At 70.2% G+C, this 12,851-nt stretch carries 13 protein-coding genes; 3 read left to right on the forward strand and 10 right to left on the reverse strand.

Features of this window, described 5'->3' with window-relative positions:
- The first annotated feature begins 88 nt into the window (after nucleotides 1-88).
- Nucleotides 89-439 carry a hypothetical protein gene (locus VF522_RS08365; RefSeq protein WP_330907780.1) on the forward strand — a complete coding sequence of 117 codons (351 nt, stop codon included), beginning with the start codon at nucleotides 89-91 and terminating at the stop codon, nucleotides 437-439.
- Nucleotides 440-480: 41 nt separating this feature from the next.
- Here the strand turns inward: VF522_RS08365 and VF522_RS08370 are convergent, their stop codons facing one another.
- A complete protein-coding gene (locus VF522_RS08370; RefSeq protein WP_330907781.1) occupies nucleotides 481-837 on the reverse strand; it encodes a YraN family protein in 357 nt (118 codons plus the stop codon).
- A gap of 25 nt (nucleotides 838-862) precedes the next feature.
- Here VF522_RS08370 and rsmI point away from each other — a divergent pair, with 25 nt between their 5' ends.
- Nucleotides 863-1,762, forward strand: a complete 900-nt coding sequence (gene rsmI, locus VF522_RS08375) for a 16S rRNA (cytidine(1402)-2'-O)-methyltransferase (RefSeq protein ID WP_330907782.1) — start codon at nucleotides 863-865, stop codon at nucleotides 1,760-1,762.
- 15 nt (nucleotides 1,763-1,777) lie between these two features.
- Here the strand turns inward: rsmI and VF522_RS08380 are convergent, their stop codons facing one another.
- Entirely contained in the window at nucleotides 1,778-3,823 is a 2,046-nt protein-coding gene (locus tag VF522_RS08380) for a primosomal protein N' (RefSeq protein ID WP_330907783.1), read from the reverse strand.
- Nucleotides 3,824-4,179: 356 nt separating this feature from the next.
- Nucleotides 4,180-5,286 (reverse strand): uroporphyrinogen decarboxylase, encoded by a 1,107-nt coding sequence (gene hemE / locus VF522_RS08385; protein ID WP_330907784.1) that lies wholly within the window; start codon nucleotides 5,284-5,286, stop codon nucleotides 4,180-4,182.
- A 46-nt stretch (nucleotides 5,287-5,332) separates the two neighbouring features.
- Here hemE and VF522_RS08390 point away from each other — a divergent pair, with 46 nt between their 5' ends.
- Nucleotides 5,333-6,427 (forward strand): tetratricopeptide repeat protein, encoded by a 1,095-nt coding sequence (locus VF522_RS08390; RefSeq protein ID WP_330907785.1) that lies wholly within the window; start codon nucleotides 5,333-5,335, stop codon nucleotides 6,425-6,427.
- Nucleotides 6,428-6,546: 119 nt separating this feature from the next.
- Here the strand turns inward: VF522_RS08390 and VF522_RS08395 are convergent, their stop codons facing one another.
- The 7 genes from VF522_RS08395 to VF522_RS08425 all read right to left on the reverse strand — a co-directional run bounded on the left by VF522_RS08395 (nucleotide 6,547) and on the right by VF522_RS08425 (nucleotide 12,776).
- Nucleotides 6,547-7,869: an O-acetylhomoserine aminocarboxypropyltransferase/cysteine synthase family protein gene (locus VF522_RS08395; RefSeq protein WP_330907786.1), complete on the reverse strand. Its 1,323-nt coding sequence runs from the start codon at nucleotides 7,867-7,869 to the stop codon at nucleotides 6,547-6,549.
- Nucleotides 7,870-7,874: 5 nt separating this feature from the next.
- Nucleotides 7,875-8,354: a CoA-binding protein gene (locus tag VF522_RS08400; protein WP_330907787.1), complete on the reverse strand. Its 480-nt coding sequence runs from the start codon at nucleotides 8,352-8,354 to the stop codon at nucleotides 7,875-7,877.
- An 85-nt stretch (nucleotides 8,355-8,439) separates the two neighbouring features.
- Nucleotides 8,440-9,045 (reverse strand): thioredoxin family protein, encoded by a 606-nt coding sequence (locus tag VF522_RS08405; RefSeq protein WP_330907788.1) that lies wholly within the window; start codon nucleotides 9,043-9,045, stop codon nucleotides 8,440-8,442.
- A 10-nt stretch (nucleotides 9,046-9,055) separates the two neighbouring features.
- Nucleotides 9,056-11,194, reverse strand: a complete 2,139-nt coding sequence (locus tag VF522_RS08410; protein WP_414709475.1) for a protein-disulfide reductase DsbD family protein — start codon at nucleotides 11,192-11,194, stop codon at nucleotides 9,056-9,058.
- A gap of 42 nt (nucleotides 11,195-11,236) precedes the next feature.
- Nucleotides 11,237-11,980, reverse strand: a complete 744-nt coding sequence (locus VF522_RS08415) for an alanyl-tRNA editing protein (protein ID WP_330907789.1) — start codon at nucleotides 11,978-11,980, stop codon at nucleotides 11,237-11,239.
- A 46-nt stretch (nucleotides 11,981-12,026) separates the two neighbouring features.
- Nucleotides 12,027-12,191: a hypothetical protein gene (locus VF522_RS08420; RefSeq protein WP_330907790.1), complete on the reverse strand. Its 165-nt coding sequence runs from the start codon at nucleotides 12,189-12,191 to the stop codon at nucleotides 12,027-12,029.
- Nucleotides 12,192-12,296: 105 nt separating this feature from the next.
- Nucleotides 12,297-12,776 carry an Lrp/AsnC family transcriptional regulator gene (locus VF522_RS08425; protein WP_330907791.1) on the reverse strand — a complete coding sequence of 160 codons (480 nt, stop codon included), beginning with the start codon at nucleotides 12,774-12,776 and terminating at the stop codon, nucleotides 12,297-12,299.
- Nucleotides 12,777-12,851 lie beyond the last annotated feature (75 nt).

The raw sequence follows: 12,851 nt of genomic DNA on the forward strand, positions 1-12,851 counted from the left end.
AACGCGCGGCTCACCAATCATTCGTGTCGCTGGCCCCGATGCCCGCAGGTTCTTAGTTCCGACAAATCAAGCTCAAGGAGAAGTTGCAATGGCTGTTCTGAAAAAAATTGCCGGTCTGATCGCCGGTGTTTCCGCTGTCGCCGCGATCGGCGTCGCCGTCGCCCAGGGCGTTCCCCCGAACCCCTTCATCGCCAACCACGCCCAGGGCGCAGGCCAGCAGAGCACGCACCTGACCGCCATGGGTGAAACCGGCGTCCCGGGCCTGGTCGACCAGGTGCAGACCGCCCAGATCGTGACGGTGCAGGAAGTGGCCGTTGTGGAGCAGCCCCCGGTGGTGGCCCAGGCTCCGGTGATCATCGAAGAGCGTCAGTCCATGGGTGCGGCCCCCGCCCCGATGGAACCCGCTCCGGCCCCGAAGCCCCGCGCGGACCGCGGCTGATCGATCCGCACCCCAGCTGGGGCTTGCCCTGCGGGCAGGCCCTAGCCGGCATCGAAGGCGGCGCGCATCCACTGGATGCCGCCGCCTTCCATGCTGATGACGTCGAAACGGCACGGCGGAGGTTCCCGCAGCCTCAGCAGGAAGTGCCTGGCGGCGAAGACGATGCGCCGCTGCTTGGTCGCACCCACGCTGGCCGCCGCGCCGCCGAAGCTGCGGCTCCCGCGCTTCCTGACCTCCACGAACACCAGCGTGCCGTCGCGATCGCGCATGACGAGGTCGATCTCGCCGCCGCCGCGCCCGGGCGTCCGATAATTGCGCGCCAGCAGGCGCAGCCCTTGCCCCTGCAGGTGCGCCAGGGCACGGTCCTCCGCCGCGTCGCCGTCCGCCTTGGTGGTCATCGCCACGTCTTTCGAAGGAGTCCCATTGAGCGCTTCCTTTGCCGGCGCGCTGGCCGCGTCGCGTGACGCGGCGGCCGCGCAGCATTACCCGGCCGGGGCACTGTATGTCCTTGCCACCCCCATCGGCAACCTGGCGGACGTCAGCCTGCGGGCCTTGCACGTCCTGCAACTGGTGGATGCGGTCGCCTGCGAAGACACGCGCCACACGCAGGCCCTGCTGCGCGCCTACGGCATCGAAAAGGGCGGCTGGCTCAGCGTGCACCGGCACAACGAGGCGCAGGGCGCCGAGGAGGTCGTGCGGCGGATGCAGCAGGGCCAGCGCGTGGCCTATGCGAGCGATGCCGGCACGCCGGGGGTGAGCGACCCGGGCGCGCGCATCGTCGCCGCGGCGCGCGCCGCGGGCCTGCCCGTGGTGCCGGTGCCCGGCCCGAGCAGCGTCACGGCCATCCTGAGCGTCACCGGCGGCGTGGGCGACGATGGCGGTTTCGTGTTCTTGGGCTTCCTGCCCGCGAAAGGCGGCGAGCGCCAGCAGGCCGTGGAATCGCTGGGGCAGGAGCCCCGCGCGGTGGTGCTGCTGGAGGCGCCGCACCGGATCGCGGCGCTGGCCGAAACGCTCGCATCGCTGGGCGGACGCGAAGTGACGATCGGGCGGGAGATCACCAAGCAGTTCGAGCAGATTGCCACGCTGCGGTGTGATGCATTCCCGGGCTGGCTGGCGCAGGATCCGGCCCGCAGCCGCGGGGAGTTTGCGCTGGTGCTGCACGCGGTGCCGGTGCAGGAGGATGACGCGGAGGCGCAGCGGGTGTTGAAGCTGCTGCTGGCGGAACTGCCGGTGAAGACGGCCGTGAAGCTGGCCGCGGAGATCACGGGCGCTTCGCGCAATCAGCTGTATGACGCGGCGCTGGCGATGAAGGGCAATTCCTAGGCGGGCGGCCCGCTGCTAGATCGCCAGCGGATCCACGTCCACCGCCCACCGGATCAGGCCCCGCACCCGTTGCGACTGCAGCACCGGCTGCCACGCCGCGAGGAACGCCTGCAGCGCCGGCCGGGAGCCGCTTTCCAGCAGCAACTGCGCCCGCTCGACGTTCGCCACCCGCTGCACCGTCATCGGCACCGGCGAGAACACCACGACGTGGTCGCTGCCGGGAAGCCCGGTGGTGCCTTCGGCGGCCGCGCGCAGGAACTCCTGAGCCACCTCCTGCGTGCGCGCTTCCGCGCGCACCAGCGCCTGGTAGGCGAACGGCGGCATCGCGGCCTGCTGCCGCTCCTTCAGCTGCTGGCCGGCGAAGGCGGGATAGTCGTGGCGCTTCAGCGCGGCGAACAGCGGATGCTCCGGATTCCAGGTTTGCACCCACATTTCGCTGCGCTCGGCCTGCGCCGCATCGCGTCCGCCCCGTCCCGCCGCCTGCATCAGCAGGCTGAACAGGCGCTCCGGCGCGCGGAAGTCGCTGGAGAACAGCGAAGCATCCGGATTGACGGCGGCCACCAGCGTGATGCGCCGGAAGTCGTGTCCCTTGGTGACCATCTGCGTGCCCACCAGCACGTCCACCTCGCCCGCATGCACCTGCGCGAGCTGCTCCTCCAGCGCGCCTTTGAGGCGCGTCGTGTCCGCGTCCATGCGGGCGATGCGCACCGGTTCGCCGTCGGGCCGGCGCACGTCGGCGAGCAGTTCGGCGAGCTGCTCCTCCAGGCGCTCAGTGCCGCGTCCGAGCGGCGCGATGTCCACGTTGCCGCATTGGGGGCAGGCCCGCGGCACGCGTTCGGTGAAGCCGCAGTGGTGGCAGCGCAGCGTGCGATCGATCTTGTGGAAGACGCGAAAGGCGCTGCAGTGGCGGCATTCGCTGCGCCAGTCGCAGGCGCCGCAGGCCAGCACCGGCGCGTAGCCGCGGCGATTGAGGAAGACGAGCGACTGCTCGCCGCGCGCGACCCGCTCGCCGATCGCGGCCAGCAGCGGCGGCGAGAACAGCGCGCCCTTGGGCTGGTGCTGCATGTTGACCAGCCGCACCCGGGGCAGCGCGCCCGCGCCGACGCGCGTGGGCATCCGCAGGCAGCGGTAACGCCCACGCTCGCAGGCCTGCCAGCTCTCCAGCGAAGGCGTGGCGGAGCCCAGGATCACCTTGGCGCCTTCCAGCCGCCCGCGGTAGACGGCCAGGTCGCGCGCCGAATAGCGAGCCCCCTCCTGCTGCTTGTAGCTGGGGTCGTGCTCCTCGTCGACGACGATGAGCCCCAGGCGCGGCAGCGAGGCGAACACCGCCATGCGCGTGCCCAGCACGATGCGGGCGCTGCCGGCGTGGGCGGCGATCCAGCTGCGCAGGCGCTGGGGGTTGGTCATGCCGCTGTGCAGCGGCACCACCGCCCCGGTGCCGAAGCGCTCCTCGAAACGGGCCTGCAGCTGCGGCGTGAGGTTGATCTCCGGCACCAGCACCAGGGCCTGGGCCTCCGGATCCCGCCGCAGCAGCTCCTCGACCGCGTGCAGGTAGACCTCGGTCTTGCCGCTCCCGGTGGCGCCGAACAGCAGGAAAGGGCCCGGCTCCGCCGCGATCGCGGCCAGGGCCTGCGATTGCTCGGCGGTGAGCTGCGGGCGCTGCGCCTCGCTGCCCGGCACCGTCGCCGCCGCGCTGCGCTTCAGGCGGCGTGCCAGTTGTGTGGCGTCGAGCTCACGCAACTGCGGCGGCAGCGCGGCCAGCGCGACCTCGCCGAGGCTGCGCCGGTAGTAGCCGGCGGCGAAGGTGACGAGCTCGCGCCAGGTGGACGACAGCGGCGGCAGGCCGGCCAGCGGCTCGCCGACCGGCTTCAACTGCGCCGCCTCGACCGCGCCGCCGCGATCCGCCGGCGCCTCCCACACGACGCCGCAGACCTCGCGCCGGCCCAGCGGCACGCGCACCAAGGTTCCCGGCGCGAGTGGCAGCTCACTGCGATAGCTGAGCACCCCGCCCAGCGTGCTGTGGGCGGGTGTCGGCACGACCACGTCGACTTCGGTACTCATCTGTTGCCGCGCTTAAGCGCCACGCTTAACCTCATCTCGCGAAAACTCAGGTAAGTGCTTGATTCCACAAAGGATTGCGCGGAGCTGCCCCTCTCTTGTGGATAACTTTGTTGATAGCAACCGTCGCAGCCGCCGCAAGTGCCGGTAAATCAAGGGCTTGGCTGGGCAGGCGCCAAAAACGGTTTCCGGACCATCCCAATGAAATCAAGGACTTACGCGCGCTACTGTTTTCGGAGCGCACTCGAGAACCCAAGGACCGGCTGGATGCGCCGCAACACAGTTTCTGTGCACAAGTCAAGCCGTCCCGAGAAGGATTCCAACCCTTGCCCGCTAGGGAACACCCCGATGCGGGAAATTCACCGGGGCGCTGCGACACCGCGCAGGCGCGCCGAGTGCGAATGCACCGCCTCGACCAGCGCCTGCACGTGCTCCGGCGGCGTGTGCTGGCTGATCCCGTGACCGAGGTTGAAGATGTGCGTGGGGCCGGTGCCGTCGCCGGCGTGCGGCGCGCCGAAATCGTCCAGCACGCGGCGCGCCTCGCGGGCCACGTGCTCGGGGGGCGCGAACAGCACCGCCGGATCGAGGTTGCCCTGCAGCGCCTTGCTGCCGCCCACCAGCGCACGGGCGCGGCCGAGGTTGACCGTCCAGTCGACGCCGAGCACGTCGCAGTCGAGCGCGCCCATGTCCTGCAGCCAGAGGCCGCCGCCCTTGGTGAAGACGATGCGCGGGATCACGCTGCCGTCGGGGCCGGTGCGCTTGAGGCCGGCGAGCACCCGGGCGGTGTACTGCAGGCTGAACTGCTGGAAGGCGCCGTCGGCCAGCGCGCCGCCCCAGCTGTCGAACACCATCACGGCCTGCGCGCCGGCGTCGATCTGCGCGTTGAGGTACTGGGCGACCGAATCGGCGTTGACCGAAAGGATCCGGTGCATCAGGTCGGGACGGCTGTACAGCATGCTCTTGACGCCGCGCCAGTCGTCCGAGGAGCCGCTGCCCTCGACCATGTAGCAGGCGAGCGTCCAGGGGCTGCCCGAAAAGCCGATCAGGGGCACGCGGCCGTGGAGCGCCTTGCGGATCGAGGTGACCGCATCGAACACGTAGCGCAGCTTGTCGAGATCGGGCACCTGCAGGGCGGCGACCGCCTTCTCGTCGCGCAGCGGCCGCGCGAGCCTGGGACCTTCGCCCTCCGCGAAGCTCAGGCCCAGGCCCATGGCATCGGGCACGGTCAGGATGTCGGAAAACAGGATCGCGGCATCCAGCGCGAAACGGGCCAGCGGCTGCAGCGTGACCTCGGTCGCGTACTGCACGTTGGTGGCCAGGCCCATGAAGCTGCCGGCACGGGCGCGCGTCGCCTTGTACTCGGGAAGGTAGCGGCCGGCCTGGCGCATCAGCCAGAGCGGCGTGTAGGGCGTGGCCTGGCGCAGGCAGGCCCGCAGGAAGGTATCGTTGGCAAGCGGCGCGAACATCCCCGCATTCTCGCAGGGCCTATGATCCCGGCTCCATTGGAGGACCATGGCTGGCGCATTCGAGCAGGCCCGCACCTTGTTCCTGGAGGGCGTGGCGCATTACGAAGCCGGGCGGCTGGAGCCGGCCGAACGCCATTTCGCGGCGGCGCTGGCGCTGGCTCCGGGGCGGCCGTCGGTGCTGACCAACCTGGGCACGGTGCGCCTGAAGCTCGGGCGCACCGAAGAGGCGCTCGCCCTGCTGCAGGAGGCGGTCGCGCTGGAGCCGGACAACGCCGAGGCCCTGGGCCACTGCGCGACGGCCCATGCGGAGCTGGGGCACCTGCCACAGGCGCTGGCGATGTTCGAGCGCGCGCTCGCGATCGCGATCGGCCCCGCCCCCGTGCTGTGGATGTACCGCGGCAACGTGCTGAAGGCCCTGGGGCGCCCGGATGAAGCCGCGGGCTCCTATCGCGAGGCCCTGGCCCGTGGCGGCGACGCCGAACTCCTGAATTACTACCTGGCGGGCCTGGCGCAGGGCGACGCGCCCGCGCATCCGCCGCGGCACTACGTGGAAGGACTCTTCGACGGCTATGCCGGCGAGTTCGACCGGCACGTGGTGGAAGCCTTGCGCTACGACGCACCGCAGGTGCTGGTGGGCCGGCTCGCGGCCCTGGGGCGTCGGTGGGCGCACGCGGTGGATCTCGGCTGCGGCACCGGCCTGTGCGGGCGCCTGCTGCGGCCGCTGGTGGACCGGCTCGGCGGCGTCGACCTGTCGGCCGGCATGCTGGAGAAGGCGGCGGCGCAGGGCGTGTACGACGATCTGCAGCGCGGCGACGTGCTGGAGCACCTGCAGGCCTCGCGGGAGAGCATCGAGCTGGCGATCTGTGCCGACGTGTTCATCTACGTCGGGGCGCTGGAGGGCGTCTTTGCGGCGCTGGCGCGGCGCATGCCTGCCGGTGGCAGCTTCTGCTTTTCGGTGGAGGAGAGCCGCGAGGGCGAGGTGGTGCTGCGTCCGAGCCTGCGCTACGCGCATTCGGAGCCGGGCATCCGCAGGCTGGCGGAGCAGCACGGGTTTCGCGTGGTGGCGATGGAGCGGCGGGCGGTGCGGGAGGACCAGGGCGAGCCGATCCCGGGCCTGTTCTTCTGGCTGGAGAAGGCCTGAGCGCTGCGGCCTGCGAGAGTCCGTAGGGTGGGCAAGCTTGCTTGCCCACCGGGCTGGAGCGTCGCAGCCGTCATGGTGGGCAAGCGGAGCTTGCCCACCCTACGCGGCTACAAACCCCCTCAGGCCACTGCGGCGCGCAGCGCCTGGTCCACATCCCACAGGATGTCTTCCACGTCCTCGATGCCGACGGACAGCCGGATCATGTCGGGACGCACGCCGGCGCGCGCGAGTTCTTCCTCGTTCAACTGGCGGTGCGTCGTCGAGGCCGGATGGATCACCAGCGTCTTGGCGTCGCCGATGTTGGCGAGGTGGCTGAGGAACTCGCAGGCGTCGATGAAGCGCTCGCCGGCTTTCACCGCATCGTCGGCGCGGATGCCGAAGGTGAGGATGCCGGAGGCGCCGGGCCGGCCGTCGATGGCGCGGAACTGCTTCTTCGCCAGCGCATGGTGCGGCGAAGTCGCGAGCCCCGGGTAGTTGACCCAGCCCACCAGCGGATGGTCGCCGAGAAATTCCGCGACCCGATGCGCGTTGCGGCAGTGCGCCTGCATGCGCAGGTGCAGCGTCTCGATGCCCTGCAGGATCAGCCAGGCATTCAGCGGCGACAGGGCGCCGCCGAAGGTGCGGTTCACCTCCATGCGCGCCTTCATGGTGTAGCCGAAGTCGCCGAAGGTCTCGTAGAACTTCACGCCGTGGTAGGCGCGGCTCGGCTCCAGCATCTCGGGGAATTTCTCCTTCGCCAGGCCGCTGCCCCAGTCGAACTTGCCCGACTCCACCACCACGCCCGCCATGGTGGTGCCGTGGCCGCCGAGGTACTTGGTGGCGCTGTGCACGACGATGTCGGCACCGAAGGCGAAGGGATTGCACAGGTAGGGGCTCGCCACCGTGTTGTCGACGATCAGAGGCAGGCCGTGCTCGTGCGCGATCCGCGCGACCGCCTCGATGTCGAACACGTTCACCAGCGGGTTGCCCAGCGTCTCGCCGTATACCGCGCGCGTGTTTGGGCGGATCGCGCGGCGGAAGTTGTCGGGGTCCTCGGGGTCGACGAAGGTCGTTTCGATCCCGAGGCGCTGGAAGCCGATCCCCAGCTGCCCTACGCTGCCGCCATAGAGCGTGGAGGCCGCCACGATGTGGTCGCCGGCCTTGAGGATCGCCAGGAGCGCAGTCATCTGCGCCGCCATGCCGGTCGCGCAGGCGAGCGCTGCGCGGCCGCCTTCCAGCGAGGCCACGCGTTCTTCCAGCACCGCCACCGTCGGATTGCTGATGCGGCTGTAGACGTTGCCGAAGGTCTGCAGGTTGAACAGGCTCGCGGCGTGTTCGGCCGAGTCGAACACGAAGCTGGTGGTCTGGTGGATCGGCGTGGCGCGCGCACCGGTCACCGGGTCGGGGATGGCGCCGGCGTGGATGGCACGAGTGCCGAAACCGTAGTCGTGGTCGTTCGCCATTGCTTTCAGTAGAACAGCTGCTGCGGACGCCGCGCCGAGATCACCTGGGTGTTCACGCCCGCCCAGTTCAGGCCGCCGAACAGGCGCGCATGCTCGATCTTCACGCAGCGGTCCATCACCACGTCGAGCCCGGCCTGGCGCGCCTTCGCGGCCGAGGCTTCGTCGATCACGCCGATCTGCATCCACAGGCACTTGGCGCCGATCGCGATGGCTTCGTCGGCGATCGGCGGGATGTCGCTGCTTTTGCGAAAGCAGTCGACCATGTCGATCCTCTCGCCGGCTTGCGCGGCGGCGGTGACGCTCGGATAGCTGCGCTGTCCCAGGATCTCCGGAGCCGATGGATTGATCGGCACGATGCGGTAGCCGTGCTCCTGCATGTACTTCGCCGCGAAGAAGCTGGGGCGATGCCATTGCGGCGACAGGCCGACAACGGCGAGGGTGCGGCAGCTGCCGAGGATGCGGCGCAGTTCGTGGATCGTGCTCATGATGTAGGCTGGGGTGGAACCCCGGCGCCTTCGGCGCACCGCCGGGGTTGCACCCCAGCCTACAGGAAAGCCGGCTCGCGGCCGTTCAGGATTTGTACTTGATCGAGCAGCCGTAAGGGCGCGTCACGGCGTGGGTGACCGGCTTGCCGGCGGTCGCTTCGGCCACGGCTTGCTTCACGTAGTTCACCGCGCGCTGGATGTCCGCCGGGTTGCTGGAAGGGACGCTGTCGATGCCGCCCGCGTACACCAGCCGCCCCTGCGGATCGACGATGTACATGTGCGGCGTGGTGCGCGCGCCGTAGGCCTTGCCGGTGCCGCCCTCTTCGTCCATCAGCGTGGCCGTGGGCTGCATGCGGCGGTCCTTCTGCCATGCCGCCAGCTTCGCCGGTTCCATGTAGTCGTAGCTGGCCTTCTCGGTCGAATTGATCGACAGCCACACCGCGCCCTTCGCCACCGCCTCCTGCTGGGTGGACGCCATGTTGCCGCTGTCGTAGTGCTTGCGCACGTAGGGGCAGCCGGGGTTGGTCCACTCCAGCACCACGACCTTGCCGCGGAAGTCGCCCAGTTTCACCGTCTTGCCGGCGGCATCCGTCAAGGTGAAGTCGGGCGCGGCCTGGCCCACGGCGGGCGCCGCCTGGGCGGCGGCAGCCAGCAGCAGGACAGGCAGCGCGATCAGGGATCGGCGCTTCATGCGGACCTCCTCAGAGGGGAGAGATGGCGGCGCGCACTTCGTCCACCCCGAGCACCTCGGAGAGGACCACCGGCGGGCGCCCGGGCCGGTAGATCACGTAGACGGGCACGCCGCTGCGCCCCAGTTCGGCCAGTGCCGTGGTGATGGCGGGATCGCGGCGCGTCCAGTCGGCGCGCATCAGCGTGAACTTCGCGGCGTCGAAGGCCTCGAGCACCTCGCGGTCGCCCAGGGTGGTCTTCTTGTTGTACTGGCAGGTGACGCACCAGGCCGCGGTGAAGTCGACGAACACGGGCTGGCCGGAGGCAACGAGCTCCTGCACGCGCTGCGCCGACCAGGGCTGCCAGCGATCCTGCGCCGCTGCCACCGCGGCGGCGGGCGCCGGCCGCGTGATCGCGCCGCCCGTGGCCCAGGCCACGCCCAGCACGCCGGCGAGCGCGAGGAGCGAGAGCGCGATGCGCGCGCGGCCGCGCAGCGTCAGCGCCCACACCACCATGCTCATGGCCACCAGCAGCGCGAGCAGCGCGCCGGCACCGTCGACGCCGCTTTGCTGGCCCAGCACCCACACCAGCCAGGCGACCGTGGCGAACATGGGGAAGGCCATCAGGCGCCGGAAGATTTCCATCCAGGCGCCCGGCCGGGGCAGCCAGCGCGCGACCGCGGGCACCCAGCTCGCGGCGAGATAGGGCAAGGCCATGCCGAGACCCAGCGCCAGGAAGATCGCCACGGCCTGCGGGGCGGGCAGGCTGATTGCCAGCCCCAGCGACGCCCCCATGAAAGGTGCGCTGCAGGGCGAGGCCACCGCCACCGCGAGCACGCCGGTGAGGAAGGCGTTCAGCACCGGATGGCGCGCTTCCAGCGTCGCCACGCGGCTCGGCAGGAGCGAGCGGAACTCGAAGACGCCGGCGAAGTTCAGCGCGATCAGCGTGAACAACGCCGCCAGCGCCGCCACCACCGCGGGCGACTGCAGCTGGAATCCCCAGCCCAGTTGCTCGCCGGCGGCGCGCAGGGCGAGCATCAGGCCGCCGAGCGCGGCGAAGGACACCAGCACGCCCGCCGTGTACGCCAATCCGCTGGTGCGATGGCCGCGGCGATCGTCCGCATGCCGGGTGAAACCCACCACCTTGATCGCCAGCACCGGGAAGACACAGGGCATCAGGTTGAGGATCAGGCCACCGAGCAGCGCGCCCAGCAAGGCGGCCGCGAGTCCGACGGAAGCGGCCGGCGGCTTGGCCGCGTTGTCGCGCAGCGCCTGCTGCAGTTCCGGCGAGAGGGCGGCCGGCAGGACGATGGCGGGCCAGTTGCCCACCACCTTGAGCTCGGTGCGCCAGCCTTGTCCGCCGGAGCCCAGCACGACCGGCATCACCCCGGGGCTCGCGGCGCGTTGCGCCGACAGCGGCACGCGCGCGGTCCAGGCGCCGCCGTTCCAGGACTGCGTCCAGCGCGCCCCGTTGTCGATCACCTCGCCGGTTTCCGGATAGAAGTCCAGCGTCTTGCCGCGCAGGTTCACGGGCAGGCCCTGCACCGTGACCTCCAGTGCGTCGCCGTCGATGCGCGCGGTGCTGTCCGGCACGATGCCGGCGGTGCCCGGGAGGACCGGCTTCGGTTGCGCGGCGAAGGCCGCGTCGAAAGCCTGCCCGTGCATGGCCGTCGTGCTCTGCACGGGAATCTTCAGCCGGAACTCGCCCTGCTCGGGGATGCATTCCTTCTTGCACACCAGCCAGTCGGCACGCAGCTGGATGTCGAGGTCGCCGGACAGCAGCGAAGGCTTGAAGTCCCGCGTGATCGTCAGCGGCACCGGCAGCAGCACCGTGCCTTCGTAACCGTAGTTGGCCAGCGACCCGATCGGGATCTTCTTCGGCACCGGCCATGCGATGTCGCCGGCGACGACGCCGGCGGGAAGCGTCCACGTCAGCTGCGTGGGCAGGCCGGAGTCTCCCGAATTCTTCCAGTAGGTGTGCCACTGCGGCTGGTGCGTGAGCTGCAGCCCCACCCACACCGGCTTGCCGGGCTGCACCCCTTCGGGCGCATGGGCCATCAGTTCGGCGCGCACGCGCTCGGTGCTCACCAAGGTCTTGTCAGCGCCCTGCGACCAGGAGAGGCAGGGCAGGACGGCGAAGGCCAGGGCAGCGAGGATGCGTGAAAATTTCATCGCAGGGATGGAGCGGGGCAGGTGGAACGAAGTTCCATCCGCTCAGGCGAAGCCGAGCACCACCCGTCGGGTGGTGGCGCTCTTCTTCTCGATCTTGGTGACGACCACGCCGCCGATCTCGGAGGTGTTGGCCACGTGGGTGCCGCCGCAGGGCTGGTAATCGATGGAGCTGCCGGCCGAACCGATGCGGATGGTGCGCACGCGGCCGGTGCCGCGCGGCGGCTGCACCGACATGCTCTTGACCAGCGCGGGGTTGGCATCGAGGTCCTCGTCGCTGATGGAGCCCACCTCCACGCCGTGCGACGCAGCCACCAGGCGCGCGATGCCCTCGGTGAGCCGGTCCTTGTCCAGCGGGTCGGTCATGTTGAAGTCCAGGCGGGCGTACTCCGGCGTGATCGAGCAGCCGTTGACCAGTTGCGGCACCAGGTGGCACAGCAGGTGCGTGCTGGTGTGGAAGCGCATGAGCTTGTGGCGCCGGTCCCAGTCGATCCGCGCCACCACGGGCTGGCCGGGCTGCAGCGCTTCGAGCAGAGCCTCCTGTCCCGGCGCGGGCACGTGGGCGATGCCGCTGGTGGGCTTGCCTTCGGCGTCCTTGCACTTGCGGGTGTCTGCGACCTGCAGCGTGCGCCCATCGGCGAGCACCAGCACGCCGCTGTCGCCGGCCTGGCCGCCGCCGAGGGGATAGAAGACGGTGCGATCGAGGATCACGCCCTGTTCGCCGACCGAAACGATCGTGGCGGGCGTCTCCCGCAGGTAGGCGTCCTGGCGGAACAGCTCTTGCGTCATCCCGCCATTGTCCCGGTTTCGCAACCGGGACGCCCGCGCGGGCTTTTCAGAAGAACCAGTTCAGGTGCGTCAGCACGAAGGCGGTGAGCGACGGGCCGCGGGTGCACTGGTCCATCGAGGGCAGGACCAGGCTGGCCAGGGAGAGCGTCGCCAGCAGCATGGCCGTGCGGCGATGCTCGGGGTCGGCGAGGAAGGCAAGCTTGGCTTTCATGGGGAAAATGATCTCCCCGGGCGCGTTCGCGGTCAGCCGCCGGAACGCGCTACTCGCTGCGGGATGCACCACCGCCGAGCGGTCGGCGGGGAGACGCGTCGGATGTCAGTTCCTGGCCGACCCGCGTGGCAGCGGCAAGGCCGTCTTGTAGCGGACCTGCTTGAGGGCGAAGCTGGAGCGGATCTTCTCGATGCCCGGAATCGGCGTGAGCTGCTCCAGGATGAAGCGCTCCAGCGCCGCGATGTCGGGCACGGCGACCCGGATCAGGTAGTCGCTGTCGCCCGTCATCAGGTAGCACTCCATCACTTCGTCGTGTTCGGCGATGCGGCGCTCGAAATCGGCCAGCGACTCCTTCGACTGGGTCTTCAGGCTGATGTTGATGAAGACGTTGAGGCCCAGGCCCAGCAGCTTGGCGTCGGCGAGGGCCACGTAGCGCGCGATCACGCCGGCCGCCTCCAGCGCCTTGACGCGCGCCAGGCACGGGGACGGCGAGAGGTGCACGCGCCGGGCGAGCTCCACGTTGGTGAGCGCGCCGTCGGCCTGCAGCTCGGCCAGGATGCGGAGGTCGACGGCGTCGAGTTGCATGGCGTGCCGGAAAGCTGGTTGTTTGCGGCATTCTATGCTGCAGAGCAGCCGATCCAGCCGATCTTCGAGAGCCCA

The sequence above is a fragment of the Ramlibacter sp. genome (assembly GCF_036383835.1).
Classification (GTDB): domain Bacteria; phylum Pseudomonadota; class Gammaproteobacteria; order Burkholderiales; family Burkholderiaceae_C; genus Ramlibacter.